The organism is Bradyrhizobium sp. Ai1a-2, from assembly GCF_000426245.1.
In the GTDB taxonomy this organism is placed as follows: domain Bacteria; phylum Pseudomonadota; class Alphaproteobacteria; order Rhizobiales; family Xanthobacteraceae; genus Bradyrhizobium.
The window spans coordinates 15,441-41,590 of sequence record NZ_AUEZ01000071.1 but is presented as its reverse complement, the minus strand read 5'-3'; the positions used below and the strand labels follow the sequence as shown (position 1 = coordinate 41,590).

Below are 26,150 nucleotides of genomic sequence, written 5' to 3'. Positions count from 1 at the left end.
CGGCGCCGCCAGTCGTGCACCTGCTGGGGCCGGCAGCCATGGCGACGGGCGACGTCTGTGACAACCGCCCCCGGCTCGAGGCTTTCCGCGGCAATCTGTGCCTTCAAATCATCCGGCCACCGCTTGCGACCTGCGCCAGCATACACTTCGATACGCGGCGACAACGGTCGTCTTATGTCATCCGAATGGTCGTCCATTGTAAGCACCCTTGCTGAAGATGACTCTTCTAACGGTGCTCTTAAGACCCCGCACAAACAATCCGACGGGCCTCTGCGCTACGCTTACTGTCGATCTCTGCATCTTTGTGAGCATAGATGATGAAAAGGACCATGCGGACATTGGAGTGCTGGCGGTAGAAGCCGGCAAGCCCCTCCAGCGTTTTCGCGATCTCACGTGCGTCATTCTTATCTTTGGCCAATTTCATCTCGATGATGAAGCGCGACCGCATGAGGCTGAAATCGGATTTTTTCTTCTGCCCATCAAACACAATTTCCACGTGTTCCCTTGCGACTTGGCCGATCCAAGGCTTGGTCGCAATCCAGAATAGGTCCTGGAAGTCGTACTCGCTCTGCGGAGCTATCACGAATGAGTCTCTCGCTGCTCCCTTGCCCGGGAAGTCAGCTTTCCGGAATCCCCCTGTGACGCGCGCAGTTTCAATAAGCCGTCGTGCAATTTCCTCTTCGTCCTCGCCGATCACAGGGGCAGTCGGAAGTCCTTGCTGGTCAAGTCGCACCTTCAGGCTGTCCAGGGATCGCACAAGACGAACGTTCGGAAGAACGGTTTCCTGGAAGTTCAAGTGATCCGCATAGGTTTGAATCCACGAGATGTCCGGATCTGTGGAGTCGCCATCTTCGTCAGACCACAGTTTGACGGCCCTGGTCACCTCGATGACCGCTTCGTCATCGTCGAGCTCAATATAACTGTCGTTGATTGCACTGGTCGCGCGGCCATTTTCAAGCAAGAAGATGTCCAGCGCCAAGCACGTCTCGTGCCGAAATTGCCGAAGATCACTCGATTTGATGTATGACGCGGGCACGAAAAAGATATCTATATCCGAGCGCAGGCTAAGCGTCTTGAACCGCCTCGAACCGAACAGATAGATAGCCTTCAATTGGAATTGTTTGGCTGCCTGAGCGGTAAGGTCGTGCAGGTCGTATGATATCCTTTGCCATTGTACGTATTCGTCGGCTGGCACGAACGGTCTCTCCTGGATGAGTGCACTCCTGCAGGATTTAGACAGGCGGGAGTGCGGCGAAGGCAGGGTTCTGGGATGACAAGCAACGCAATAGCAGAAGGCTTTATCCTAGGGGAACCTGCGTTGGGGCCGCAAGCCGAAGCCGATAGCTTTGGTTGATTAGCAGAAATCTGCCGTCGGTTTGGCGGAGCCCGTTATGGGTGTCGAAGGATCGCCGGTGCGAAGTCTGATCTGCCCTCAATACCGGACCGGCCCTAGTTTGATTAGCTTCGGCCAATAGTTGCCGTGAGAGGGCGCAGCCTGTGCGGATGCCCCATCTGATTCGGCTATTGACGCGTTAGCAGCAATAAAGAAGAGGTAGGGTCCGCCAGTATCGAGGTTGGCCTCCTGTCTGGCGCATGAGTCGTGAGCTCTTCCGTGGCCGATCACGAGCCTTCATCACGTCGGCGAGTATAGCTGGAGGTATGAAAGCGCCGTCACCGGTTACGGCTGGAGACTGCCAAAGGAGCGCCTTCAACTGGGGTTCACTGCTCTCACCGTGATCTGGCCAAAGCCCCGCGCAACATCGCGAGTTTTTCTTTCGATTTGACCCCACGCGATTTACTGCAGGAAGATTGCCGCACATCCCCACGGCCGTATTCTATCGGTAGTCATCGTACTCGTCGAGTTGCACCCAGATGAAACTATCGTTCGAGAATGCAAAGTGATCGATCTGCTCAGGCTTCTTATGGTCGTCCACTAGAATCGTCATCGCGAAATCGGCTTCGAGCTCTACTTCCTTCTCACCTGTAACGGTATCGAAGGCCACTCGCACCTTGTCCTCGCTGTCATATATTGAGTGGTCCCAGTCAGGGTGGGTGTACGACACGTCAACGGTCATTTTCATGCTACCCACGACGAGGATTTGACCATCTGGGCCAGCAGCGTCGTACGTCTTGAACTCCAAAAAATCCACACGCTTCACAGACGATTCATCGATCTCAGCGTCTTCGATGTCAGAGACCTGTAAGCCCCAGCTGTTGATCTCGTCATCTACGGCCCGACAGACTTCATCCTCATGGCTTTCGAAAAATGTCTCGACATCTGGCGCAGCCTCGCTCTTGAGCCCTAGCTCCTCAAACAGCTCAGCGATCGAACGCATATGGCGAATGTGATCGGCAGACTTCACGGCTGCCGCAAAATCCCTATCGTCCGAAACCACGATCAGGTCATCGTGCGCTTGCCCTTCCGACCGTAGCCGCTCGAAAATGAACGCATCGGGAAATTGGTCCTTCTTGGCTTCTGCGCCGAACACCCCCATTCTGTGTGTATTAGGACTCGAAGACGGTACTTGGTTTCACGTCGTCGACTGAAAGTGTCGTTGCCGCCAGGGTCTTGAACATGCTCTCTGTGGTAGCGACATAGCCATCGAATATCTTCTTGCGAAGTTCTTCAGGCGAGATGTTAGGAAGTGCGACTCCGACAGTTTGTTGCACGAGCTTGCGGAAGCGATCCCGCCCGAGGCCGGCAATCTCCTCCAGATCCCTGTTCGCATGGTGCTTCGCTACTTCGATCTTCGTCAAGTCCGTAGTCAACACCTTGATGAAGCCGCTCGTGACAAGGTCCGCCAGACTGTCCATCACCGGCTTCCCGGGTGGCTTTCCCGCCCGGATAACTATGTTGGCGTCCAGAAAAATCTTCTGCGGCTTCCGTCGGGTTGAGGACAGCGTACTCAATCTATTATGCCTTGATATTTGGGGTAGGAATTCGCCTTGGATAATCAAGGATCGCAGATTCGTCGATAGCAATCGGCCGAATACATCGATGACAACACGGGTTGGGTTAGCCATGAGTGGCGCAGTCTTGATCGCCTAGGCCGTTATCTCGTCCAGAAAATCACGCGCCGGAACCTCGAATTCTTCATAGAAGACCGGTGTATCTTTCAATGCGTTTCTGAAAGTCTGGCATAATGCCGAAGGATTGAACGTCGGGCCGCTGGCCGAAGGCTCGCCGAAGCACGCGTCCACGGCGACGCATTCGCCAATATGTCCCTCTCGAAGGGACGGTCATTGAATCCTCCCCCTTGCAACAGCGATGCCGAGCCGCGATGGTTAGAAAGAAATCACATTCGGGCGACAGATATGCGAATCGAAGTTCCAATGGCGCGTTTCGCCCCGGAATGGCGAACATATTGCGTCTATTCCGGACATCATCTGCCTGAAGCTGCCATAACCTCCGAGCACGTTATTCCTCGCGCGCTCGGCGGGAAGGGTGCGACGACGATCCCATGCAGCAAGGCTGTCAATTCTCGTATTGGTCACGAGATCGATACGAAGGTCACCAATGATCCGATGATCATGTTTGGCCGCCGCGACACTGACATGAGAGGCAATAGCCGCCAAACGCCTCGTGCGATCCTCAAGCGTGCTGCATCATGGAAGCGAGGAGACGCTTGGTATGACACGGAGTTGAAATACAACATTGAGGTTCCAAAGGAGGGCGCGCCCAAGGCGTACGACACCAGGACCGGCAGGTTCCTTGCTCCCGATGTGGTTGCGACTACTGGCTTCGCAATTCCGGGCTTGCAGATCGACAGCGACGCACGAGCCAGGTTTGTCGCCAAGACGCTGTTGGGATTGGGGTGGAAAATCTTCGGCGAGGCATTTCTCGCCACTGCGCAAACCGATGCGCTTCGCTCAATGATCGGGACCTGCAAGGATTCCTCAAGCGACCAAGCGCGCCTCTATTACGTTGACCCATTCGTGCTGCGGCCCGATGACCCTGTGCTCGACGCGTTTCACGTTCTTCAAGAGCGAACAATTCAGAAGGACCGCACGAGTATCCTGATGCGACATACGGATTTTGGAATAGAGTGGAGCATCTGTTGCGTCGGATATTTCGTCGGCTCGCTGATCTATCCCGTCCATCAACGGCTCTTGCCGGAGAACATCCCGCACAATGGCGGAGTTCGCATCACCATTGAGAACGAACGGTTGGTCTTCAACGCCGTGGATCCATTTCCTGCCCCATGGGGGCCGCCCGCCTCTTCTTGAGCTGCCCGCCATTTAAGAAGACGGGTCAGCGAACTTTGTCATCGGAGCCTAGAGCTTGGTGATGGCATAAAGTCGTAATCGTCATTGCCGCGGAAAGGATGCTCCGCCTCGAATCGACCTTCGATCGATACTCATGACAGAGCCTCTTCTTCAGTTGCTCCTGCGCTCACGCCAGTAATACGGATAAGCGGGGGGACTAGCCCTGTACGATCAGGTCTCACTGATTACCATCCAAGCTCCTGATCAGACTTCAGGAGTCCAAAATGTCCCTAGGACGACAAGCCAAAGCATTATCAAGAGCTCAGGTTCGCGCGGTATTGAGCTTGATCGCGCGCACCAGATATCCAGTCAGGAATCGGGTCATCCTGCTTCTGTCGGTAAGAGCCGGTTTGAGAGCGAAGGAAATAGCTCAAGTTACATGGACCATGATCACCGATGCCGACGGCGGCGTGGGTGAAGCGATCCACCTCCAGGATGAGGCTAGCAAAGGCCGATCTGGACGGATCATCCCTCTGCACGTCGAACTCCAGTCAGCCCTGCAGGAACTATATCGTCATGATGTTCCTAAGCTGAATGAATTCATCGTACGAACTGAGCGGTCGAAGAGCACGTCGGCGCAGGTCATCGTAAACTTATTCGCCCGCTGGTATGAGACCCTCGGCTTCCACGGATGCTCAAGTCACAGCGGAAGGCGAACCTTCATCACGAGCGCGGCGCGGAAGATATCGACGGTGGATGGTTCGCTTCGCGATGTGCAGATGCTGGCTGGACACGCCAACCTTCGAACGACACAGCGATACATCGAGCCCAATGCATCGGCGCAGATTCGCGTGGTGCAGCTTATTTGAGCCTTGCCCACAGGATCACTCCGTCACTGTGGCGAACCACCAGGAGCAGTTCTATGAAACGGTGGAGGCGCGGCTCGCAGCAGGACAAACCCAAACGCAACCGATCTTAGATGTAGATCGATGTGCCGGGCGCGCATGAAGCTAACAACATCCCCACTCCGCACTGACTGCCGCGCTCGACCGAGGAGGCACTTAGTATCGGGAAACGGCAAGGAACATTCCGACCACAATGACGGCGGCGGCAATGCCCACTAAGCCTTGGGCGCTAACCTTGATGCCCCAAAAATTAATTTCGAATTTGGGTGGTTCGACCATCGCGCAACTCTCCATTGGAAATCTTGAGAGCTGTCCGTTGGGGGATTTAGATATGTGACCGAAAGCCTGACTCCCGCGCAAGGGGTAAGTGGGGAAAAGTCGAAATAAACTCCGTACGCGCTTGGAAATTATGTGCGTACGCATAATTCGTTGAGATTCAAGCCGAATGATGTTTGCGATTATCGCAAAAAATATCGCGTACGACAGATGAAAAAGCCGATTGGGATGGACGTCGATCGTTGCGACGATCAAGTGATTCGCGCTTCAGGCTAGTCTCGAATAGTCGCCGGGCTGACGTTGACGTCCGTGCGGTCTTGTCTTTGTTGGTTGGCTCACATCCTCTTGCTGACGGCTTAAACGAACAGCCGCCGATCTTAGTATTGCTCGATCAAGCTCGCCCTTCTTGAACGCATTAGGTTCTGGCATGTGGCCTAGTGTTTGGGCAAGCTTCCCGGGTCAAAGAAGTTTTAGGTTCGCCAGCATCGTGCGCCTACCGGATCTGGAAGTCCCAGATTCGATCCCCGCTCGTCGATAAATCGCGGTCAGATGTCGAGCGATGGAAGTAGCCTTCATGCATCCACGCTGAGAGAAAAATAGTGGTGCCTGCTCGTAAGGTAATCCGGGATGTCGGTACTTCTCATAGAAGTCAGCTAGCAGACGCTGCAGGCGATAATGGCCGGTGAGATCGAACGAGAGAATTTGACCGGGTAAAAAGGCTCGTGTTGCAGTTATCACCCTTCGAACCGATCCGCGCGAATCGTAGACATCGCTCCACTTTATCGAAGCGAGTTCGCTGGCTCGCAACCCAAACGAGATCGACATCGTGACGAGCAGTTCGGCGCGATCAGCGTAGCGCAGTGAGCGCGCCGTCTTGACAGCACGCTTGACCTGCTCGGGGTTAAAGGAGGGCGCTGACTTTCCAAGCCCTTTGGACCGACTTCCGGGACGCTTCGCCATCCCGACTTTCTAACCTTGAGCGCCGGATCGTACAGGGCTCAACACGGTCTATTCCTCGGAGAAACAGGCCGAGCTTCCATCCTCAAATTTTTGGTGGATGGAATGTGGGATGAGGATCCAAATTACTGTAAAACTGTGTGCAAATTCAAAAGCTTGTTGATAGATCCTGGCGGAGAGAGTGGGATTCGAACCCACGGTACGGTTTCCCGCACACACGCTTTCCAAGCGTGCGCCTTAAGCCACTCGGCCATCTCTCCGGGAGCGCCTTCTCTTGAAGGGACGGGGCGGATTTTGCAAGGGAGAGAGGGCCTTGAAGCGGAAATTTCCTTAAGCTTTTGGAACATCTTGGCTTTTTGACGGGGTTGGCGGTGCGGACGGGGCCCGGGCTCGGGATATTGAACCCAAATCCTCCCCGTGCCGACGACCGCAAGGCAAATCAGTGGTGGAGGGCCGCGTGAAGCGGACATTTTCGATTTTCGGCCTGCTCGTGGTGGCGGCTGTGGGCGCCGGCCCGGCGCTGGCGCAAAGCTGCACCAAGGCTGGCACCGACGTGAGCTGCGACGACGGGCGGCGCGGGGTGCTTTCGGGCGATACCATCATCTGGAGCGACGGCACGCGCTCGAGCCTGACCTCGCCACATCCTAGCGTGATCGTCGGCAACCGGTCCTCGGTCAGGATCGGGCCAGGCGTATTCGTCGGCAAGGGCAGCGGCGTGGTGCCGATGGAGAATCCAAGCGACCCGCGGCGGGTGCGCTGCCCGGTGCTCGACGGCGTGCCGTATTGCCATTGATACGCGCTTGCACTGACGCGCCCCCTCATCCCGAGGAGCCGTGCAAGCGGCGTCTCGAGGGATGGGCCACACGCTCATCACTCTCCGTCATTGCGAGCGGAGCGAAGCAATCCATGCCTCTGCACGTGGCGCTATGGATTGCTTCGCTCCGCTCGCAATGACGATGTGGATGCAGTGGGTGCGACATAGCAACCCGACGGGCAAATCAGCCGAAAGTCTGTCCAGCCGTCGCGCGAAAAATAAACCGCTTCCGTCGTCGGGCAAATCAGCACTATGACTCCGCGCGTCTCACGGCGGATGAGGGGCGGCTCGCGATCGTCACGAACGTTGCTGTGAGATGCGGTGGACGGGATGTATGTGACTGACGAGCACAGGCATCACGGACGGCGAAGTCGTGTGGTCCTGGCGCCCCGACGCTGGCGCTAAGCTCGCGAGCAGCAAGAACTGCCGCGGGTGACGGTGGCAAAAGAGCCCGGTCACCGGGGAGAGCACGAAGTAAGCCGTAACACCATCGCGCAGGGAAAGCCGGAATGCTTCGGTTGAACCTGTGGTCCTACCCCCGTGCTTTTTGTTGCACGGGACCCATGGGTGCAACCGGCACCCGGCTTTCCCTGCGCCCTCTGATATCGAGGAGGGTGGAAAGTGAAGCAAAGCTCGGACGCAAAGCGTCGCGAGAACGCAGACTCATCTCCGTTGTTTGAATCGGACGTAGGATGGGTAGAGCGAAGCGAAACCCATCATTCGCGCCGCTTGCTCCATCGCGATGGGTTTCGCTTCGCTCTACCCATCCTACGGGACGGCTGTTTGACATTTTGAATCAGAAACGCTTCGCCGTCGTCCCGGGCTTTTCGCCGGGACGACATAGATGGGGCGGCCAATGGAGCAGCTAATGAATACGCGCGCTGCGATACGGCCAATGCGTGGCTTCGCTCAGCGGCGGCGAGCGTTCGGGCTGTTCGTCACCGGTGTCCTGCAGCGCTTCGACGAAATCGGCGAACCATTGCTGGATGGTGTGGGTGCAGATCTTCTCCATCATCGCTTCCCAGCGCATCCGCCGCTCGGCGAGCGGCATCGAAAGCGCGATGGCAATCGTGCGCGCCATGCCGTCGACGTCGTGCGGGTTGACGATGAGTGCGGCCTCGAGCTCGTTGGCAGCGCCGGCGAATTTCGACAGCACCAGCACGCCGGGATCGGCCGGATTCTGGGCCGCGACATATTCCTTGGCGACAAGGTTCATGCCGTCCTGCAGCGGCGTCACCACGCCGACCTGCGCCGTGCGGTAGAGGCCCGCGAGCACTGCCTGGCTGAATCCCTTGTTGAGATAGCGGATCGGCGTCCAGTCGACCTCGCCATGGATGCCGTTGACGTCGGTAACGAGCTTTGCCACCTCGCTCTGCAGATTGCCGTACGCCTCGATGCCGCCGCGCGACGGCGTTGCTATCTGCAGCAGCGAGATCGTGCGCTTCAGCGAGGGATGCATCGTCCACATCCGGTCGAAGGCCTTGATGCGGTTGATCAGGCCCTTCGAGTAGTCGAGCCGGTCGACGCCGATCGCGAGCCGCTCGCCGTTGAGGCTGCGGCGCAATCGAGAGACATCGGGATGGGTCATCGCCTTGGTGGCCTGCTGCGCGAATTTCTCCGGATCGATGCCGATCGGGAAGACCGCCGCGCGGCTGCGTCCATAGCGCGAGGTCACGCTGCCGTCGCGCACCACGAGCCCGAGATCGGCTTCGACATAGCTGAGGAAATTCTCGCAATCTTCCTCGGTCTGGAAGCCGATGAGATCATAGGCGAGCATCGCCTCGATCAGCTCGCGATGATGCGGCACGCCCTCGATCACTGCGCGCGCCGGCCACGGCGTGTGCAGAAAGAAGCCGATCGGCTTGTCGATGCCGAGATCGCGCAGCTCCGCGCCGAGCGCGAGGAAATGGTAGTCCTGGATCCAGAACACCGAATCGTCCTTGCGGAAGCGCAGCAGCGCGCGCGCCATGAACGCGTTCACCTCGCGGTAGCTGGCATAATCCTCCTCCGAGGCGCGGATCAGGTCGGCGCGCGAATGCAGCGCCGGCCACAGCGCGGAGTTGGCAAAACCCTCGTAGTAACCCCCGTAATGCGCGGCCGGCAGATCGAGCATCGCCAGCGCACCAGCGCCGAGCGCTTCCACCTCCGCGAAGGGTTCCTTCTGGTTCCCATCGCGGACGCGGCCGCTGGAGCCGACCCAGATCGCGCCGGACTTCTCGACAACAGGCAAAAGAGCAGCGGCGAGGCCGCCCGTCATGGGTTCATTAGGTTTTCCACGCGCTACGCGGTTTGAAACGACAACGAGGTTCAAATGGTCCCCTCCCGTTGGGCACTCGCGTATTAACAACCATTCATCAATATGGTTCCTGGCCACGGTTTCTTCGAATTGAAACCAAATTCAGGCATGACCGCACGGAACTGGCCGTCAACTCACAAAAAGAAAATTTTTTGCGAGCAAGCGACCGCCCGGAGCAGGAACTGCGGTATTTCCGCGCCGATTTGCGGTTGAGGTTTTGGCTAGGGCGCGGCGATTTCGCGCTCATCATCAAGCAGATGCGCAAGGAATTCGCGCACGTCGCTCGGGGCATCGAAATGACCGGCGACGCCCTTGGCGCGGCGGCCGACGGAGAAGGCGAGCCCTTCGAGCTCGGGCATGATCGCGAACACCGTCTCGTCAGTGACGTCATCGCCGATGAAGAACGGCTTGCGGCCCTTGAACGGCGGATGCTTCATCAATTCGCGCACGCCGGTGGCCTTGGTGAAGCCGGCAAGCTTGATCTCGCAGACCTGCTTGCCCGGCAGCACCTCGATCGGCGCATCAGGCAGATCGGCGCGGATCAGCGACACCGCTTCATAGATCGCCCTTTCCGCATGCGGCGCAAGGCGATAGTGCAGCGCGAGCGAATAGCCCTTGTCCTCGAGCAGAATGCCCGGGCTCAGTCTGGCGATGGCGGCAAGACGGCGCTTGAGCTCCTTGTCCAGCTGCAGCGCGTGGGCCCCGTCTCCATCGCCGTGCGGATCGAGCCGCATCTCCGCGCCGTGGCCGCCGACCGCAGGGAAGACATCGGGTGCGAAAATCAGGTCAAGATCATTCACCGAACGGCCGCTGACCAGCGCAAGCGCGCCATTGGTGCGCTCGAGCAGGCGGCCCAGCGTTTTCGCGAGCCCCGGCGGCACCCAGACCTCGCGCGGCGTCGGCGCAAAGTCGAGCAGGGTGCCGTCGACGTCGAGCAGCACCGCGGTCTCGCTCAGATGCCCGACCAGCGCGCTCGGCACCGGCACGGTTTCCGGCGAAGCTTCATCTTCCGGCGAAAATTCTTCATCCAGCGGCATGTCAGCCAGTTCCTCAGTCATCTCATACTACTCCACACTAGCAAGCGGCCGTGCGACAGATTCGAGCGATTTTCGCTCGGCGGCGACGGCATAGCGCCACGCAACGAAGGCCGCGACGATCATGAGCGCCGACCCCAGGAGGTAGCCGGCGAAGACGGAATTGCGCGATCCGGTATCGATCAGCACGCCGAACAACGCAGGTCCGATCACACCGCCGATGCCCGTGCCGATCGCGTAGAACAGTGCGATCGCGAGCGCCCGCACCTCGAGCGGAAACGTCTCGCTCACGGTGAGATAGGCGGCGCTCGCGGCGGGCGAGGCGAAGAAGAAGATCACCATCCAGGCAATCGTCTGGCCTTGCGCGCTCAGCGCGCCGATCGAGAACAGATAGCCCGAGATCGCCAGCAGCACGCCCGACACGCCATAGGTCAGCGTGATCATGGTGCGGCGTCCCAGCGTATCGAACAGCCGGCCGAGCAGCAGCGGCCCGAGGAAGTTGCCGGCCGCAAAGGGCAGGATGTACCAGCCGATATGGCTGGCGGGAATGCCGAAGAAGTCGGTCAGGATCAGCGCGAAGGTGAAGAAGATCGCGTTGTAGAAGAAGGCCTGCGCGCTCATCAGCACCAGCCCGACCAGCGTGCGCTGGCGATAGGTGACAAGCAACGTGTGCGCCACTTCGCGGAGCGGCGTGTGGTCGCGCATCCTGAGCTTGATCTTCGGCAGCTCTTGCGAATGCGCTTCGACACGACCGATCACCGAGCGCTCGATGTCGTCGACGATGCGATGCGCCTCGTCGGGACGGCCGTGGATCATCAGCCAGCGCGGGCTTTCCGGAATCCACATCCGCATCACGAACACGACGAGGCCAAGACAGGCGCCGGTGAGATAAGCAAGCCGCCAGCCGAGATCGGGATTGATCACGGCGGGATCGAGCAGGACGATCGCGCTGATGGCGCCGATCGCGGCACCGATCCAGAAGCTGCCGTTGATGACGAGGTCGGTCCAGCCGCGATAGCGCGCCGGCACCAGCTCCTGGATGGTCGAATTGATCGCGGTATATTCGCCGCCGATGCCGGCGCCGGTCAGGAAGCGAAACAGCGCGTAGCTTGCGACATTCCACGACAGCGCAGTCGCGGCGGTGGCGCTGAGATAAACCGCAAGCGTGATGAAGAACAATTTCTTGCGGCCGATGCGATCGGTGAGCCAGCCAAACCCGATCGCGCCAAGGACGGCGCCGGCAAGATAGGCACTGTTGGCGAAGCCGACATCGAAGTTCGAGAATCGCAGCGTCGGACTATCCTTCAGCGCCCCCGACAGCGCACCGGCGAGCGTGACCTCGAGCCCGTCGAGGATCCAGGTGATCCCGAGCGCCAGCACCACGCGGGTGTGAAAGCCACTCCAATAGAGATTATCGAGACGCACGGGGATCGAGGTCTCGATGATGCGGTCATGATCCTGCGATCGCGGCGCATCAGCGTCACGAAGTGCAGAAGCAGTTGCGGCAGTAGGCTGGATCGGCTGCAAATCCATCACGGAACCAATGAGACATCACCCCGGAACGCAGCTTGCCCCAAGGTTCTCATCCCCAAAATTTGCGGCAAACAGATGCCCGCCACGCACGACAACGTCCGCCAAGCCACCTTGTTCCCGCATCGCGGCATAGGAACCCGGACGGATTTGCAGATGTTGCTAGCCGAAACAGGAGCTTGCAATGGCAACACGTCGCAAAACCAGCGCACGAAAGACCACGGCACGAAAAAGCAAAACCAGAAAAACAACCGCGCGGCGGAAGACCAGTGCGCGCAAGACGTCATCGCGGCGCTGGTCGCAGCGCGTGACAGAGAGGAGCGACGCGCTCGATCTCGACCGCGGCGTGTTCAAGCAAACCAGCGCGAAGAAGATCGCGGCCTCGCTGAAGCGCTCCGCGGAGCGAAGCAAGCGCCGCAAGACCGGCGCCTACCGCTCGGCATTATCGATGCTGACCTTCTACATCAACCGCGCCGGCAAGACGCTGCCGCAGGCCCAGCGCACGCGATTGGAACGCGCGAAGCTGGAGCTGAAGCACCAGTTCGGAAGGGAGTGACGGCGCGGCATCACGCCGCGCGGATGTTTGCCATGAAGCGGTCGAGCTCGTCGCGCAGGCGCGTGCTTTCGGACGACAGCGAGCGGGCCGAGTTCAGCACTTCCTCGGACGCCGAGCCGGTCTCGGTGGCGCCGCGGTTGACGAGGGTGACGCTGGTGGCGGCCTCCTGGGTGCCCTGCGCGACATTCTGCACGCTGCGCGCGATCTCCTGCGTTGCCGTGCTCTGCTGCTCGACTGCGCCGGCGATGTTGGCGGCGATCTCGGAGATCTGGCCGATGGTGTCGCCGATCTCCTTGATGGCGGCAACGGATTCCTGCGTCGCCGACTGCATGCCCGAGATGTGACTGGAAATCTCCTCGGTCGCCCGCCCGGTCTGGCTGGCGAGCGATTTCACCTCGGCGGCGACCACCGCAAAGCCGCGGCCGGCATCGCCGGCGCGTGCTGCTTCGATGGTCGCGTTCAGCGCCAGCAGGTTGGTCTGCTCGGCGATCGCGGTGATCAGCTTGACCACGTCGCCGATCTGTTGCGCGGCGAGCGAGAGCTTGCCAATGCGGGTGTCGGTCTGCTCCGCCTGCCGCACCGCAGCATCGGCGATCCGGCTGGACTCCTTCACGCGGCGCCCGATCTCGTCGACGGAGGCCGACAATTCTTCGGTGGCGGAAGCCACCGACTGCATGTTGCTGGACGCCTCCTCGGAGGCACCCGCCACCTGACTGGAGAGGTTCTGCGTGGTCTCGGCGGTCCGCGTCAGCGTGCCTGCCGCAGTTTCGAGCTGCACCGCCGAGGCCGAGACATTGGCGACGATGGAGCCGACCGCCGTCTCGAAGTCGTCGGCGAAGCGGATCAGTTCGGCGCGGCGGGCCGCAGCGCTTGCCTTGTTCTGCGCTTCGTGGCTTGCGGCGTCGCGCTCGGCCTTGGCGATCGCCTGGAGCTTGAACTCCTCGACCGCGCCGGCCATTTCGCCGAGTTCGTCCTTGCGGCCGAGCCCCGGCAGCACGACGTCGAAATTGCCGGCGGCAAGCTCGCGCATGGCGGCGCACATCGCCCTGATCGGGCGCGAAATGCCGGTGCCCAGCAGGAGGGCGAGAACGGCGCCGAGCACGAAGCCACCGGCGGCGAGCATCACGATCAGCCGCTCGGTCGCGCTGATCGCGGCGTCCGACTCGGATTCCATCCGCTTCTGGTCGGCGAGCAGGTCGGATTTCATCACGCCGGAGCCCTGATTGATGGCGGCGGCGGATTCCGTCATTTCGAGGGTCAGCTCGTCGATCGACTTCGAGTTCTCGATCAGTTTCGAGAGCGCCTCCCGATACTCTTCGAGCATCTTCGTCAGCTCTTTGAGCGCGGCGACGACCTTCTCGTCGGTCGAGGAGATCGCCTTCAGCGAATTCTCGACGAATTTCAGCCGCGCCAGCCCGCTCGTTGCGGTGATCTTATCGGAATTGACCACGAAGGTATTGACGAGCGCGCTCGCCGCCTGGAACTGCGAGGCAACCTGCTTGGCGCCCATCTCGACGGCGGACAGCCCGGCTTCGGCCGCGTTGGAGGCGAGATCGTCGAGCTTGTAGCGCAGCGAATTGCCGCCGCGGGCGAGCTGGTTCTGCGCAAGCAGTCCGCTCTCTTCCTTGACCTTGAGGATCTCGGCAAAGATCTTGGTGAAGGCGCGGAACTCCCGCTCGAGCTTGGTCACCTGCTCGACCCGCGCGGGGTCGGTGGTGCCCTTCATCGCCTGGAGGATGGCCTCTCTAAGGCTGGCCTCGGCCGCGAGCGCCGCCTTGCCATCCTCCTCCTTGCCGGTCGCCACATAGTAGCGCGCCAGCGAACGGTAGGAGATCAGCTCGCGGTCGATATTACGCGCCAGATCGGCCTCCCGGACGCTTGCGCGGTAAGCAGCGACGCCGGCAGAGACTCGCTCAAAGCCGAGATAGGCAAAGCCCATGCTGGCTGCCGTAATCGCCAGCACCGCGGCAAAGCCCAGGATGATTTTCGCACGAAATCGAAGGGTCGGCATTCGCGACCCCATACGCCCCAGCAGTCCCACCCCAACCCCCGTCTTCATTCTGAAAACAAGCGGCGTCCGGAAATCGTTGCCCGGACCCGATGCGCAAAGCTAAGGCACAATGGATAAGAGCTAGTAAATTCGGCAGACATTTCGGAGAGGTTGTGGAGTGCCCCTCCGGGAGCGCGCAGCTCGCCGATGTCGCCGATGTCATGGCCGTGACAAAGGTAGCCAAAATCCTAGTTGCCAAGTTCCTCGCCGCTGTTTCTAATTGGAATAATTAAAAGCATCCGGAGGAACGACGCGTGTCTACAGTCAAGCTGACGGTGAACGGCAAAGCGGTATCGGTTGACGTCGAGGACCGAACTCTCCTCGTCCATCTCCTGCGCGAAAATCTGAATCTGACCGGAACCCATGTCGGCTGCGATACCAGCCAGTGCGGCGCCTGTGTTGTCCATATCGACGGGCGGGCGGTGAAGTCCTGCACCGTGCTGGCGGGCCAGGCGGCGGGTTCGAACGTCACCACCATCGAAGGCATCTCCAAGGGCGAAGAATTGCACCCGATGCAGGCGGCGTTCCGGGACAATCACGGCCTGCAGTGCGGCTATTGCACGCCGGGCATGATCATGTCGGCGATCGACATCGTCCACCGCTATGGCGGCGAGCTCGACGAGACGACCGTTCGCCACGAGCTGGAAGGCAATATCTGCCGCTGCACCGGCTACCACAACATCGTCAAGGCGGTGCTGGATGCCGCTGGCCGCATGAAGGTCGCGCAGGCGGCGGAATAGCCGCCGCCGGCCACATCTCGTCAAACGCCGCCGGGCTTCGATGGAAGCGGCGGGACATCACATCTCCGGTCGGGAGGAAACTACAATGGGCATCGAAGGCATTGGCGCAAGCGTCGTCCGCAAGGAAGACCGCCGTTTCATCACCGGCAAAGGCCGGTACGTCGACGACATCAAACTGGTGGGCATGACCTATGCCCAGTTCATCCGCAGCCCGCATGCCCACGCCAAGGTAAGAAGTATCGATTCGAGCGAGGCCCTGAAAAAGCCCGGCGTGATCGCCGTGCTCACGGGCCAGGAGCTCGTCGCTGACAAGATCGGCAACCTGATCTGCGGCTGGGCCATCACGTCGAAAGACGGCTCGCCGATGAAGATGGGTGCATGGCCGGCGATGGCGCCGGAGATAGTGCGCTTCGTAGGCCAGGCGGTCGCCGTCGTGATCGCCGAGACCAAGAACCAGGCCCGCGACGCCGCGGAAGCCGTGGTGGTCGATTATGAAGAGCTGCCGGCGGTGCCCGATATCAAGGCCGCGATCAAGCCGGGCGCGCCACAGCTGCATCCGGAAGCGCCGGACAATGTGGTCTATGACTGGCATCTCGGCGACGAGGCCGCGGTGAAGGACGCCTTCAGCAAGGCGGCGAATGTGGTGACGCTGGAGCTCACCAACAACCGCCTGGTGCCGAACGCCATGGAGCCGCGCTCGGCGGTTGCGGACTACGACGCGGCCGAAGAGCATTTCACGCTCTATACGACCTCGCAGAACCCGCATGTCGCCCGGCTCGTGCTGTCGGCCTTCTACAATATCGCACCGGAGCACAAGCTGCGTGTGATCGCGCCCGATGTCGGCGGCGGCTTCGGCTCCAAGATCTACATCTATCCCGAGGAGATGGTGGCGCTGTGGGCCTCCAAGAAGGTCGGCCGCCCCGTGAAGTGGACCGGCGACCGCACGGAAGCTTTCCTCACCGACGCGCATGGCCGCGACCATGTCTCGAAGGCCGAGATGGCGTTCGACAAGGACAACAAGATCCTCGGCCTCCGCGTGAAGACTCACGCCAATTTCGGCGCCTATATGTCGCTGTTCTCCTCGGCGGTGCCGACCTATCTCTATGCGACGCTGTTGTCGGGCCAGTATGTCATCCCGGCGATCTATGCCGAGGTGATAGGCGTCTATACCAACACCACGCCGGTCGACGCCTATCGCGGCGCGGGCCGTCCCGAGGCGAGCTACCTGATCGAGCGGATGATGGAGACCGCGGCGCGGCAGTTGAAAGTCGATCCGGCGGAACTGCGGAAGAAGAACTTCATCACCCAGTTTCCGTACCAGACGCCGGTGATCATGGCCTATGACACGGGCGACTTCCATGCCTCGATCGATGCGGCGATGAAGGCGATCGACTATGCCGGCTTCCCGGCGCGCAAGGCGAAGGCGAAAGCCGACGGCAAGCTGCGCGGCATCGGCGTGTCCTGCTACATCGAGGCCTGCGGGATCGCGCCGTCAAAGGCGGTCGGAAGCCTGGGCGCCGGCGTCGGCCTCTGGGAATCCGCTGAGGTGCGCGTCAATCCGGTCGGCACGATCGAGATCCTCACCGGCTCGCATAGCCACGGCCAGGGTCACGAGACCACGTTCTGCCAGATCATCGCGGAGCGCCTGGGTGTTCCGATCAGCCAAGTCTCGATCGTCCATGGCGACACCGACAAGGTGCAGTTCGGCATGGGCACTTACGGCTCGCGCTCGATCGCAGTCGGTGGCGCGGCCATCGTGAAGGCGATGGAAAAGGTCGAAGCCAAGGCCAAGAAGATCGCCGCGCACGCGCTGGAGGCGTCCGAGAACGACATCGTGATCGAGAACGGCGAGTTCAAGGTCACGGGCACCGACAAGGCGATCGCGCTGCCGATGGTCGCGCTCGCTGCCTATACCGCGCACAATCTGCCCGACGGGATGGAGCCGGGATTGAAGGAGACGGCGTTCTACGATCCCACCAACTTCACCTTCCCGGCCGGCGCCTATATCTGCGAGCTCGAGGTCGATCCGACGACCGGCAAGACCTCATTCGTCAACTTCGTAGCGGCAGATGATTTCGGCCGGCTCATCAACCCGATGATCGTTGCGGGCCAGGTCCATGGCGGACTCGCCCAGGGCATCGGCCAGGCGCTGCTCGAAGGCGCGGTGTACGACAGCAACGGCCAGCCGGTCACGGCATCGTTCATGGATTACACCATGCCGCGCGCCGACGACTTGCCGTCGTTCCAGATCTCGCACACCACCACGCTGTGTCCGGGCAATCCGCTCGGCGTCAAGGGTTGTGGCGAGGCCGGCGCGATCGGCGCATCGGCCGCCGTGATCAACGCGATCACGGATGCGATCGGCAACAACAAGCTTGAGATGCCGGCGACGCCCGATCGCGTCTGGCACACCATTCACGGCTAACGAGGAGCGTGAGCCATGTACGAGACGATTTATCATCGCGCTTCATCGGTCGACGAAGCCGCGGCGCTGTTCGCCAAAGGTGAGGAGCCGAAATATCTCGCCGGCGGCCACACGCTGATCCCCGTCATGAAGCAGCGGCTCGCCTCACCGTCTGACGTCATCGACCTCGGCAAGATCAAGGAGTTGATCGGCGTGGACGCGACAGCCGACGCGCTGACGATCAAGGCGGCAACGCCGCATCATGACGTGGCGCAGAGCAGCGCGGCGCAAAAGGCGATTCCCGCGGTCGCCTATCTCGCCTCGCTGATCGGCGACCCCGCAGTGCGTCATCGCGGCACGATCGGCGGCTCGCTCGCCAACAACGATCCCGCCGCCGATTACCCGGCCGCGGTGCTGGCGCTCGGCGCCACCATCAAGACCAACAAGCGTACGATCGCAGCCGATGACTTCTTCCAGGGCCTGTTCGCGACCGCCCTCGAAGACGGCGAGATCATCACGGCCGTATCGTTCCCGATTCCGGCCAAGGCGGGCTACGCCAAATTCCCGCATCCCGCCTCGCGCTTTGCGCTGACCGGCGTGTTCGTCGCCAAGACCAGGGACGGTGATGTCCGCGTCGCCGCGACCGGTGCGTCGCAAAGCGGCGTCGTGCGCGTCGCTCCGATCGAAGCGGCGCTGAAGGCCAACTGGTCGGCGGCCGCGCTCGATAGCGTGCAAATTCCGTCCGCCGGATTGCTCAGCGACATCCACGGCTCCGCCGACTACCGCGCCAATCTTATCAAGGTGATGGCGCAGCGCGCAGTGACGGCAGCTGGCTGATCCAGAAGATCCTACTGTTGACTATGAGAACGGCGCGCAGCGATGCGCGCCGTTCATGCTTCAGAGAGCGGCCTTAAAAAGGCGCTTGCCACGCAACGCATATGGCGAGACAATTTAGCTAATCGGCTAATTAAAACACGGATGGAAACGTGCTCGATAAACCCGCCCCGCAATCCGCTGTCCGCGCCTCCGGCCCGCTCGCCGGCACCCGCATTGTCGAATTCGCCGGCATCGGCCCCGGCCCATTCGCCTGCATGATGCTGGCAGATATGGGCGCCGAGGTCATCACCCTCGATCGCGTCGGCGCCGGCAAGAATCTCAAGGGCGTTTCCACGCGCGGACGCAAAGTCGTCGAGCTCGACCTCAAGGACAAGGCCGCGATCGCACAAGTGCTCGATCTCCTCGCCAACGCCGATGCGCTCATCGAGGGCTTTCGTCCCGGCGTGATGGAGCGGCTTGGCCTCGGGCCTGACGTCGTCCTCACGCGCAATCCGAAGCTGGTCTACGGCCGCATGACGGGCTGGGGCCAGGAGGGCCCGCTCGCGAACGCGGCAGGCCATGACATCAACTACATCTCCATCACCGGCGCGCTGGCCGCGATCGGCACCAAAGAGAAGCCGGTGCCGCCGCTCAACCTCGTCGGCGATTTCGGCGGCGGCGCGCTCTACCTCGTGGTCGGCGTGCTCGCGGCACTCCTGGAAGCATCGAAATCCGGCAAGGGCCAGGTGGTCGACACTGCAATGTGCGACGGCGCGGCCTCGCTGATGTCGATGTTCTTTGACCTCGCCGCCAACGGCCGCTGGGTGGAGGGACGCGACCAGAATATGCTCGACGGCGGCGCGCATTTCTATGGCGTCTACGAATGCTCGTGCGGCCATTTCGTCTCGATCGGTTCGATCGAGCCGCAATTCTACGCCCTCTTGCGCAAGCACGCCGGCCTCACGGAGGCCGAGTTCGACGCCCAGATGGACCGCAAGGCGTGGCCGGCGCTGAAAGAAAAGCTCACCGAGATATTCAAGAGTAAGACGCGCGAAGAGTGGTGCAAGATCATGGAAGGCACCGACATCTGCTTCGCGCCGATCCTGACCATGGCGGAAGCGCCCAATCATCCGCACATGGCCGCGCGCAACGTGTTCGTCGAACGCCATGGCGTGACACAGCCGGCGCCCGCGCCGCGTTTCTCGCGGACACCGTCAGCGATCAGGGAGCCCGTGAATGCAGAGCTTGGCGACGTCCTGAGCGCGTGGAAGCGATAGCTGTCGTTAGTAGACGGCGTAGGGTGGGCAAAGCGTAGCGTGCCCACCATCAAGAGCGGCGCAAGAAGAGGTGGGCACGCTGCGCTTTGCCCACCCTACGACAGCCTTACGCCGCGTGGTCAACCTTCAGCACGCCGCGGCGGATCTGGTCTTCCTCGATCGATTCGAACAGGGCCTTGAAGTTGCCCTCGCCGAATCCGTCGTCGCCTTTGCGCTGGATGAATTCGAAGAAGATCGGTCCGACCGCATTGGCCGAGAAGAGCTGCAGCAGCACCTTGGTCTGGCCACCATCAACCACGCCCTCGCCGTCGATCAGGATGCCATTCTTCTGCAGCCGTGCGACGTCTTCGCCGTGCCCGGGCAGGCGCTTGTCGATCTTCTCGAAGTAGGTGTCGGGCGGCGACGGCATGAACGGCGGCCCTGCCTTGCGGAGCGTTTCGATGGTGCGATGGATATCGCGCGCGCCGCAGGCGATGTGCTGGATGCCCTCGCCGCGATAGACGTTGAGATATTCCTCGATCTGCCCGGAATCGCCGGCGTCCTCATTGATCGGAATCCGGATCTTGCCATCCGGGCTGGTCAGGGCGCGCGAGAACAGGCCCGAGGCACGGCCCTCGATGTCGAAGAAGCGGATCTGGCGGAAGTTGAACAGCTTTGCGTAGAAGCCGGTCCAGACATCCATGCGGCCGCGATGGACGTTGTGGGTGAGGTGATCGATGTAATAGAGCCCCGCGCCCTCGGGCCGCGGGTTCTTCTCGCCCAGCCATTCGAACTCGAGATCATAGGCCGAGCCCTTCGCGCCGTAGCGATCGACCAGATAGAGCAGGCTGCCGCCGATGCCCTTGATCGCGGGAACATCGAGCGTCTTCTGCGCGGCATTGTCGGCCGGCTCGGCGCCGAGTGACAGCGCGCGCTCATAGGCGCGCTTGGCATCCACCACGCGAAACGCCATCGACGGTGCGCACGGTCCGTGCGCGGCGACGAAGTCATGGCCGTGGGTATCAGGCTCCTCATTGAGGAGATAGTTGATGTCGCCCTGGCGATAGACCGTGATCTGCTTGGTCTTGTGGCGGGCGACCGGCACATAACCCATCAGCTTGAACAGGCGGTGCAGCTCTTCCGGATGCGGATGGGCATATTCTACGAACTCGAAACCATCCGTGCCCATCGGATTGTCGGCCGTGATTTCTGCCGGCGGCGCATCGTGCGGAAACGGACCCATTGGCGATTCTCCCTAGGCTCGGGCTTGAGCGAATCTCCACCGGTCCGGCCGCAAGGTGCATGCAAAATGGCGCGCGATGGGCTAGCATCACGCACAATCTGTGCATCGAAGCGGCGGATCACGCATGATTCAGTTAGACACGTTTGATCTCAAGATCCTGGCCGCATTGCAGGACGACGGCCGGCTGACCAACCAGCAGCTCGCCGATCTCATTGGTCTGTCGGCCTCGCAATGCTCGCGTCGGCGGATGCGGCTGGAGGAAGAGAAGGTGATCTCGGGCTATCACGCCGACCTCGCCGGCGAGGCGCTCGGCTTCGAGCTGATCGCCTTCATCCAGATCACGCTGGCGACGCACTCGCCCGACAACGCGAAGAAATTCCGTGAGCTGGTGAGTCGCGTCGATGCGATCCAGGAGGCCTATTCGCTCACCGGAGACGCCGACTATCTGCTGAAGGCGGTACTGCGCGACCTCAAGAGCCTGTCCGACATCGTCAACAATGTCCTGATGCCGCACCAGAGCGTCGCCCATGTGCGCTCCTCGATCGTGCTGGACAGGCTGAAGGAGAGCGCGAAATTGCCTCTGAAGGCGCTGGGCAAGTAGCATGGCGCAAATCGAGGGAATTCCGTCATTCGAATTGAGGGTCTAGTTTGCGATCATCCGTCCCGCTTCACCCTGAGAAACGACCATGGCGCTGCAACTGCGACCCAACTGCGAATATTGCGACAAGGATCTGCCGCCGCACGCGACGGAGGCGATGATCTGCTCATATGAATGCACCTTCTGCGCCGATTGCGTGGAGCACAAGCTGTTCAACGTCTGCCCGAACTGCGGCGGCGGCTTCGCGCCGCGGCCGATCAGGCCTTCGCAGGAATGGCGCGCCGGCGTGTGCGTGGTCAAGCAAACGCCTTCGGAGAAGCGGGTGCATTTGAAGTACAGTCTCGAGGATGTCGCGGCACATTCGTCGAGGCTGCGGGATGTTCCGCCGGAGGAGCGCTGAATTCTCCCCTGCGTCATTGCGAGCGAAGCGACGCAATCCATTTCTCCGCGCGGGGAGAGGTGGATTGCTTCGTCGCTTCGCTCCTCGCAATGACGGATAGCTACGCCGCCGCTAGGATCGTGCCTTCGACCTCGCCGAAGCCAACGCGATAGCCGTCGCCCTGGCACCAGCCGCGCATGACGAGCGAGTCGCCGTCTTCGAGGAAGGAGCGCTTGATGCCGCCGGCGAGTTCGAGTGGCTCGGTGCCGTTCCAGCTGATCTCGAGCAGGCTGCCGCGCTGGTCCTTCTCGGGGCCAGAGATCGTCCCACTCCCCAAGAGATCGCCGACATTCATGGCGCAGCCAGAGGAAGCGTGGTGCACCAATTGCTGCACCGAGGACCAATACATGTATTTGAAATTGGTGCGGCAGATCCGTGCCGCTTCGTTCATTCCAGCTGTGCGCAGGGCGACGTCGAGCGTCAGATCATAATTGTTCGGCTGCGTCTGGCGCAGATAGGGCAGCGGCGCGGGCTCCTGCGTCGGTCCTTGCAAGCGGAACGGCTCCAGCGCCTCGCGCGTGACAACCCATGGGCTGATCGAGGTCGCAAAGGCCTTGGCCTGGAATGGACCGAGCGGGACATACTCCCATTGCTGGATGTCGCGCGCGCTCCAGTCGTTGAGAATCACGAAGCCGAAGATCATCTCCTCGGCCTGTTGCTCGTTCAGCATCTCGCCCATCGCCGACGGCTGGCCGACCACAACGCCCATCTCGAGCTCGAAATCGAGGCGCTTGCACGGGCCGAAGCTCGGCACCTCCACGCTCGGCGGTTTTAACTGACCGCGCGGCCGGCGCACTTTCGTGCCGCTCACGACGACGGTCGAAGCGCGGCCGTTATAGCCGATCGGCATGTGCAGCCAGTTCGGCTGCAAAGCGTTGTCCTTGCCGCGGAACATGACGCCGACATTGGTGGCGTGCTCCTTGGACGAATAGAAGTCGGTGTAGCCGGCGACCGTGATCGGCAGATACAGCTTCACGTCGGCCGTCGGCACCAGCGCGCGCTGGCGCAGGCGCTCATTGTCGCGCAGCTCGGGATGGTCATGGCGCAGCAATTCACTGATCCGTGCGCGGGTGCGCGACCAGACCTTTGGACCGAGCGCCATGAACGGATTGAGCGAGGACGCGGCGAACACCGCGGGTTCGACCACATCGATGCGGCAGTCCTGCGCCAGTTGCCACAGATCGAGCACGTGGTCGCCGATCGCCACGCCGATGCGCGGAGCAAGACCGTCCTTGGCCGAGAAAACGCCGTAAGGGAGATTCTGGATCGGGAAATCCGACGCGGGATCGACGTCGATGAAGGAGCGGAGCTTGGGGTCGTTGGGGTGAGGCATGCTTTCCTGCCGAATGTTTCGACGCTCTATCCTTCGTCATTCCGGGATGCGCCGCAAGGCGCAGGCCCGGAATCCATTTGGCCGAGAATACCGGGAGAGATGGATTCCGGATTCGCGCTTCACGCGCCCCGGAATGACAGGAGTCAAGGCCTGCCCGGATCGAACCGCTTCTCCAGTCCCTTCCAGCAATCGGCGTAGTCGTCCTGCAGCGTCGCCGACTTCGCCGCGAACTCGGTGACGCGCTGCGGGAAGCGGGTCTCGAACATGAAGGCCATGGTGCCCGTGAGCTTCACCGGCTTCAACTCGCTGTTGCTGGCGTGATCGAACGCCTCGCGGTCGGGGCCATGCGGCAGCATGCAGTTGTGGAGCGAGATGCCGCCGGGGACGAAGCCCTGCGGCTTGGCGTCATAGACGCCGTAGATCAGGCCCATGAACTCCGACATGATGTTCATGTGGTACCAGGGCGGGCGGAACGTGTTCTCCGCTACCATCCAGCGCTCCGGGAAGATCACGAAATCGATATTCGCGGTGCCCGCGGTCTCCGACGGCGATGTCAGGACCGTGAAGATCGAGGGGTCGGGATGATCGAACGCGATCGCACCGACCGGCGAGAAGGTGCGCAGATCATATTTGTAAGGCGCGTAGTTGCCGTGCCAGGCGACGACGTCGATCGGCGAATGCGGCAATGTCGTCTTCCAGAGCGAGCCGCCCCATTTCACGTAGAGCTCGGTCGGCGTGTCCTTGTCCTCGTAGCTGGCAACAGGCGTCAGGAAGTCGCGCGAATTGGCCAGGCAGTTGGCGCCGATCGGACCGCGCTCCGGCAGCGTGAAGGCACCGCCGTAATTCTCGCAGAGATAGCCGCGCGCGGGACCATTCGGAATCTCGACGCGGAATTTCACACCGCGCGGGATCACCACGATTTCGCCGGGCTCGGCATCGATGCGGCCGAACTCGGTGACGAGGCGCAGATTGCCCTGCTGCAGCACGAACATCATCTCGCCATCGGCATTGTAGAAATGCTGGTCCACCATCGATTTGGTGATCAGGTAGACATGCGCGGCCATGCCGGCCTGCGTGTTTGCGTCGCCGGCCGTGGTCATGGTCTGCACGCCCTGCAGGAAAGTCTGCTCCTGCGTCGGGATCGGCGCCGGATTCCAGCGCAGTTGCGCGATCGGCATTTCGTATTCGAGGCACGGCGCGGTGCGCCACAGCCCGCCATCGGCCTTGGTGAAGTGGCCGGAATGCTTCACCGATGGGCGGATGCGATAGAGCCAGGAGCGCTCATTGGCGCCGCGCGGCGCGGTGAAGGGCGAGCCGGAAAGCTGTTCGGCATAGAGCCCATAGGCGCAGCGCTGCGGCGAGTTGCGGCCGACCGGCAGCGCACCGGGCAGGGCTTCGGTCTCGAAGCTATTGCCGAATCCGGACATGTAGCCGGGCGTGATCTGCGCGGAGCCCTTTCCGATCACATCAGGCGAGGTGTTGATGTTCATGGTCATCCTCCTCCTTGCAGGGCGGCCCACATTTCGCGGTCGCGCTTGTCGGTCCAGATCACGGGATCGTCGATCCCGGACGCCTCGTCATAGGCGCGCGAGACGTTGAACGGCAGGCAGTGTTCGTAGATCGCGAAGGTCGAGAATTTCGGATCCATCACCTCGCGCGTCGCCGCCATCGTCTCCTTCAGCGTGCGCCCTTTTGCCACCGACGCCTCGGCTGCGCCGTAGAGCGTGTTGACGAAATCGCGCGTCATCGCGATCGCCTCGCGCCCGGTGGCAAGGCCTTTCAGCGCGTCGCCGCGTCCGGGCGCGATTGCTTTCGGATTGAAGGCGCGGATCTCGTTCAGCGTCATCGGCCATTCGCGGAGATGCGCATCGCCACAATAGCAGGCCGAGTGATATTCGATGAGATCACCGGAGAACATCACCTCGGCATCGGGCACCCAGGCGACGATGTCGCCGGAGGTGTGGCCGGCGCCAAGCTGCATCAGCCGCACCTCGCGTTTGCCGAGATAGATCGACATCTCGCCCTCGAAGGTCAGCGTCGGCCAAGTCAGGCCGGGAATGCTCTGCGCGTCCTGGAACAGGCGCGGGAAGCGGCCGTACTCCGAATCCCAGTCCTGCTGGCCGCGTTCCTCGATCAGGCGATAGGTCTCCTGCGAGGCGACGATGCCTTGCGCCTTGTAGGCGGAGGCCCCAAGCACGCGCACGGCATGGTAATGCGACAGCACGACGTATTTGATCGGCTTGTCGGTCACGGCGCGTACGCGCTCGATCACCTTGTTCGCCATCGCCGGCGTCGCCTGCGCGTCGAACACGAGACAGCCGTCCTCGCCGACGATCACGTCGGTGTTTGGATCGCCCTCGGCGGTGAAGGCATAGAGATCAGTGCCGATCTCGGAGAAGGTGATCTTCTTTTCCGAAAGATCCGTGGTGGACGCAAAGCCTTTGGCCATCTTGTATCCTCGCTATTGTTGTTGCTGTTGTTGCTGCTGGCTCGCCTCCAGCATCCGCCGCTTGGCGAGCGCGATCGCCTCGCGCAGCACGTCGAGGTCGCCGATATGGTTGGCGAGCACGAGCACCAGCGCCGCGTCGAGATCGGCGCTCTGCGCATCCGTCAGGCCGCGATGCGCCTCGACGATGGCACGGAAGGCGTCGTCCGGCTTGGCAAAGTTCGAGCTGGTCGACAGCGTCATGACAAACC

General features: G+C 61.3%; 25 protein-coding genes and 1 tRNA gene. 10 read left to right on the top strand and 16 right to left on the bottom strand.

The annotated features are described in order from the left end of the window. From K288_RS51055 to K288_RS55690, 4 genes are all read right to left on the bottom strand, one after another. A partial coding sequence (locus K288_RS51055) for a transposase (RefSeq protein WP_152535788.1) occupies window positions 1-197 on the bottom strand: 197 nt, incomplete at its 3' end. Window positions 198-238: 41 nt separating this feature from the next. Continuing rightward, a complete protein-coding gene (locus K288_RS0133190) occupies window positions 239-1,195 on the bottom strand; it encodes a hypothetical protein (RefSeq protein ID WP_027583425.1) in 957 nt (318 codons plus the stop codon). 640 nt (window positions 1,196-1,835) lie between these two features. Continuing rightward, window positions 1,836-2,489, bottom strand: a complete 654-nt coding sequence (locus K288_RS51050) for a hypothetical protein (RefSeq protein WP_152535787.1) — start codon at window positions 2,487-2,489, stop codon at window positions 1,836-1,838. Between the two features lie 16 nt (window positions 2,490-2,505). After that, window positions 2,506-3,024 (bottom strand): PIN domain-containing protein, encoded by a 519-nt coding sequence (locus K288_RS55690; RefSeq protein ID WP_343209050.1) that lies wholly within the window; start codon window positions 3,022-3,024, stop codon window positions 2,506-2,508. 309 nt (window positions 3,025-3,333) lie between these two features. Here K288_RS55690 and K288_RS0133180 point away from each other — a divergent pair, with 309 nt between their 5' ends. Together K288_RS0133180 and K288_RS0133175 are read left to right on the top strand one after the other, a co-directional pair. Further along, on the top strand, window positions 3,334-4,227 hold the full coding sequence (locus tag K288_RS0133180; protein ID WP_152535785.1) for a hypothetical protein: 894 nt from the start codon (window positions 3,334-3,336) through the stop codon (window positions 4,225-4,227). Between the two features lie 263 nt (window positions 4,228-4,490). Beyond that, on the top strand, window positions 4,491-5,075 hold the full coding sequence (locus K288_RS0133175) for a site-specific integrase (RefSeq protein ID WP_027583423.1): 585 nt from the start codon (window positions 4,491-4,493) through the stop codon (window positions 5,073-5,075). A gap of 192 nt (window positions 5,076-5,267) precedes the next feature. Here the strand turns inward: K288_RS0133175 and K288_RS55550 are convergent, their stop codons facing one another. The 3 genes from K288_RS55550 to K288_RS0133165 all read right to left on the bottom strand — a co-directional run bounded on the left by K288_RS55550 (window position 5,268) and on the right by K288_RS0133165 (window position 6,604). Continuing rightward, window positions 5,268-5,390: a hypothetical protein gene (locus tag K288_RS55550; RefSeq protein WP_256378861.1), complete on the bottom strand. Its 123-nt coding sequence runs from the start codon at window positions 5,388-5,390 to the stop codon at window positions 5,268-5,270. A gap of 456 nt (window positions 5,391-5,846) precedes the next feature. Continuing rightward, the gene (locus K288_RS52810; protein ID WP_152535784.1) at window positions 5,847-6,347 is read right to left on the bottom strand and encodes a site-specific integrase; all 501 of its coding nucleotides are present in this window, start codon (window positions 6,345-6,347) and stop codon (window positions 5,847-5,849) included. Between the two features lie 167 nt (window positions 6,348-6,514). Then, window positions 6,515-6,604 (bottom strand) — tRNA-Ser (locus K288_RS0133165). Window positions 6,605-6,801: 197 nt separating this feature from the next. On the opposite strand from K288_RS0133165, the gene K288_RS0133160 reads away from it, so the two are divergent. Beyond that, the gene (locus K288_RS0133160; protein WP_027583422.1) at window positions 6,802-7,137 is read left to right on the top strand and encodes a hypothetical protein; all 336 of its coding nucleotides are present in this window, start codon (window positions 6,802-6,804) and stop codon (window positions 7,135-7,137) included. An 886-nt stretch (window positions 7,138-8,023) separates the two neighbouring features. Here K288_RS0133160 and otsA read toward each other — a convergent pair. The 3 genes from otsA to K288_RS0133145 all read right to left on the bottom strand — a co-directional run bounded on the left by otsA (window position 8,024) and on the right by K288_RS0133145 (window position 12,021). Then, window positions 8,024-9,469: an alpha,alpha-trehalose-phosphate synthase (UDP-forming) gene (gene otsA, locus K288_RS47250; RefSeq protein ID WP_043161371.1), complete on the bottom strand. Its 1,446-nt coding sequence runs from the start codon at window positions 9,467-9,469 to the stop codon at window positions 8,024-8,026. Between the two features lie 206 nt (window positions 9,470-9,675). Continuing rightward, entirely contained in the window at window positions 9,676-10,512 is an 837-nt protein-coding gene (gene otsB / locus K288_RS0133150; RefSeq protein WP_027583421.1) for a trehalose-phosphatase, read from the bottom strand. Between the two features lie 6 nt (window positions 10,513-10,518). Further along, window positions 10,519-12,021 (bottom strand): MFS transporter, encoded by a 1,503-nt coding sequence (locus K288_RS0133145; RefSeq protein ID WP_027583420.1) that lies wholly within the window; start codon window positions 12,019-12,021, stop codon window positions 10,519-10,521. A 181-nt stretch (window positions 12,022-12,202) separates the two neighbouring features. On the opposite strand from K288_RS0133145, the gene K288_RS0133140 reads away from it, so the two are divergent. Next, the gene (locus tag K288_RS0133140) at window positions 12,203-12,574 is read left to right on the top strand and encodes a DUF3175 domain-containing protein (RefSeq protein ID WP_027583419.1); all 372 of its coding nucleotides are present in this window, start codon (window positions 12,203-12,205) and stop codon (window positions 12,572-12,574) included. A 10-nt stretch (window positions 12,575-12,584) separates the two neighbouring features. On the opposite strand, the gene K288_RS0133135 is transcribed toward K288_RS0133140, so the two are convergent. Beyond that, on the bottom strand, window positions 12,585-14,585 hold the full coding sequence (locus K288_RS0133135) for a HAMP domain-containing methyl-accepting chemotaxis protein (protein WP_244443345.1): 2,001 nt from the start codon (window positions 14,583-14,585) through the stop codon (window positions 12,585-12,587). Between the two features lie 293 nt (window positions 14,586-14,878). Between K288_RS0133135 and K288_RS0133125 the strand changes: the two genes are divergently transcribed. The 4 genes from K288_RS0133125 (at window position 14,879) to K288_RS0133110 (ending at window position 19,861) form a co-directional block, all read left to right on the top strand. Next, on the top strand, window positions 14,879-15,364 hold the full coding sequence (locus tag K288_RS0133125) for a (2Fe-2S)-binding protein (protein WP_027583416.1): 486 nt from the start codon (window positions 14,879-14,881) through the stop codon (window positions 15,362-15,364). An 85-nt stretch (window positions 15,365-15,449) separates the two neighbouring features. Further along, window positions 15,450-17,789, top strand: a complete 2,340-nt coding sequence (locus K288_RS0133120; RefSeq protein WP_027583415.1) for a xanthine dehydrogenase family protein molybdopterin-binding subunit — start codon at window positions 15,450-15,452, stop codon at window positions 17,787-17,789. Window positions 17,790-17,804: 15 nt separating this feature from the next. Further along, complete coding sequence (locus tag K288_RS0133115) at window positions 17,805-18,605, top strand: xanthine dehydrogenase family protein subunit M (RefSeq protein WP_027583414.1); 801 nt, start codon at window positions 17,805-17,807, stop codon at window positions 18,603-18,605. A gap of 149 nt (window positions 18,606-18,754) precedes the next feature. Continuing rightward, on the top strand, window positions 18,755-19,861 hold the full coding sequence (locus tag K288_RS0133110) for a CaiB/BaiF CoA-transferase family protein (protein ID WP_027583413.1): 1,107 nt from the start codon (window positions 18,755-18,757) through the stop codon (window positions 19,859-19,861). A 106-nt stretch (window positions 19,862-19,967) separates the two neighbouring features. Here K288_RS0133110 and hppD read toward each other — a convergent pair whose 3' ends face one another. Continuing rightward, a complete protein-coding gene (hppD, locus tag K288_RS0133105) occupies window positions 19,968-21,083 on the bottom strand; it encodes a 4-hydroxyphenylpyruvate dioxygenase (RefSeq protein WP_027583412.1) in 1,116 nt (371 codons plus the stop codon). Window positions 21,084-21,207: 124 nt separating this feature from the next. On the opposite strand from hppD, the gene K288_RS0133100 reads away from it, so the two are divergent. Then, window positions 21,208-21,684: an Lrp/AsnC family transcriptional regulator gene (locus K288_RS0133100; RefSeq protein ID WP_027583411.1), complete on the top strand. Its 477-nt coding sequence runs from the start codon at window positions 21,208-21,210 to the stop codon at window positions 21,682-21,684. Window positions 21,685-21,769: 85 nt separating this feature from the next. Continuing rightward, window positions 21,770-22,081: a DUF1272 domain-containing protein gene (locus K288_RS0133095; protein WP_027583410.1), complete on the top strand. Its 312-nt coding sequence runs from the start codon at window positions 21,770-21,772 to the stop codon at window positions 22,079-22,081. 100 nt (window positions 22,082-22,181) lie between these two features. Here K288_RS0133095 and fahA read toward each other — a convergent pair whose 3' ends face one another. From fahA to K288_RS0133075, 4 genes are all read right to left on the bottom strand, one after another. Then, window positions 22,182-23,453 carry a fumarylacetoacetase gene (fahA, locus tag K288_RS0133090; RefSeq protein ID WP_027583409.1) on the bottom strand — a complete coding sequence of 424 codons (1,272 nt, stop codon included), beginning with the start codon at window positions 23,451-23,453 and terminating at the stop codon, window positions 22,182-22,184. Window positions 23,454-23,596: 143 nt separating this feature from the next. Then, window positions 23,597-24,943 carry a homogentisate 1,2-dioxygenase gene (gene hmgA, locus K288_RS0133085; protein ID WP_027583408.1) on the bottom strand — a complete coding sequence of 449 codons (1,347 nt, stop codon included), beginning with the start codon at window positions 24,941-24,943 and terminating at the stop codon, window positions 23,597-23,599. A gap of 2 nt (window positions 24,944-24,945) precedes the next feature. Further along, complete coding sequence (locus tag K288_RS0133080) at window positions 24,946-25,902, bottom strand: MBL fold metallo-hydrolase (protein WP_027583407.1); 957 nt, start codon at window positions 25,900-25,902, stop codon at window positions 24,946-24,948. Window positions 25,903-25,914: 12 nt separating this feature from the next. Next, on the bottom strand, window positions 25,915-26,142 hold the full coding sequence (locus tag K288_RS0133075) for a DUF2783 domain-containing protein (RefSeq protein WP_027583406.1): 228 nt from the start codon (window positions 26,140-26,142) through the stop codon (window positions 25,915-25,917). Window positions 26,143-26,150: the final 8 nt, after the last annotated feature.